Here is a 735-nt window from a genome sequence, read left to right on the forward strand (position 1 = left end):
ATGTATCGGGAAGACAGGATTCGAACCTGCGACACCTTGGTCCCAAACCAAGTACTCTACCAAGCTGAGCTACTTCCCGAGTTAAATAGAAAAATGCACCCTAGAGGAGTCGAACCTCTAACCGCCTGATTCGTAGTCAGGTACTCTATCCAGTTGAGCTAAGGGTGCTCATTATATTATGCCGAGGACCGGAATCGAACCGGTACGATCGTTACCAATCGCAGGATTTTAAGTCCTGTGCGTCTGCCAGTTCCGCCACCCCGGCCTCTCTAAGCGAACGACGGGATTCGAACCCGCGACCCCCACCTTGGCAAGGTGGTGTTCTACCACTGAACTACGTTCGCACTATTTTCTTCTATCTAAAAATGCCGGCTACATGACTTGAACACGCGACCCTCTGATTACAAATCAGATGCTCTACCAACTGAGCTAAGCCGGCTCATTTATTATATCTTAATGCGGGTTAAGGGACTTGAACCCCCACGCCGTTAAGCGCCAGATCCTAAATCTGGTGCGTCTGCCAATTCCGCCAAACCCGCAGATATGACCCGTACTGGGCTCGAACCAGTGACCCATTGATTAAAAGTCAATTGCTCTACCAACTGAGCTAACGAGTCTAAAATAACTTGCGTTATCTTAAACGGTCCCGACGGGAATCGAACCCGCGATCTTCGCCGTGACAGGGCGACGTGATAACCGCTACACTACGGGACCTTTGGGAGTTAACGGGATCGA

At 50.3% G+C, this 735-nt stretch carries 8 tRNA genes; all 8 read right to left on the bottom strand.

From position 1 onward, the window contains the following. Positions 1 to 5: 5 nt before the first annotated feature. Positions 6 to 79: transfer RNA gene (locus HT685_RS09470), tRNA-Pro, on the bottom strand. A 15-nt stretch (positions 80 to 94) separates the two neighbouring features. Continuing rightward, positions 95 to 168 (bottom strand) — tRNA-Arg (locus HT685_RS09475). Between the two features lie 11 nt (positions 169 to 179). Then, positions 180 to 265, bottom strand: a tRNA-Leu gene (locus HT685_RS09480). A gap of 7 nt (positions 266 to 272) precedes the next feature. Continuing rightward, a tRNA-Gly gene (locus tag HT685_RS09485) sits at positions 273 to 344 on the bottom strand. A 22-nt stretch (positions 345 to 366) separates the two neighbouring features. Continuing rightward, positions 367 to 439, bottom strand: a tRNA-Thr gene (locus HT685_RS09490). Between the two features lie 18 nt (positions 440 to 457). Then, positions 458 to 539 (bottom strand) — tRNA-Leu (locus HT685_RS09495). Positions 540 to 544: 5 nt separating this feature from the next. Next, positions 545 to 617 (bottom strand) — tRNA-Lys (locus HT685_RS09500). Between the two features lie 24 nt (positions 618 to 641). Continuing rightward, positions 642 to 714: transfer RNA gene (locus HT685_RS09505), tRNA-Asp, on the bottom strand. Positions 715 to 735: the final 21 nt, after the last annotated feature.

The sequence above is a fragment of the Streptococcus sp. 5004 genome, from assembly GCF_013276755.1.
Taxonomy (GTDB): Bacteria; Bacillota; Bacilli; order Lactobacillales; family Streptococcaceae; genus Streptococcus.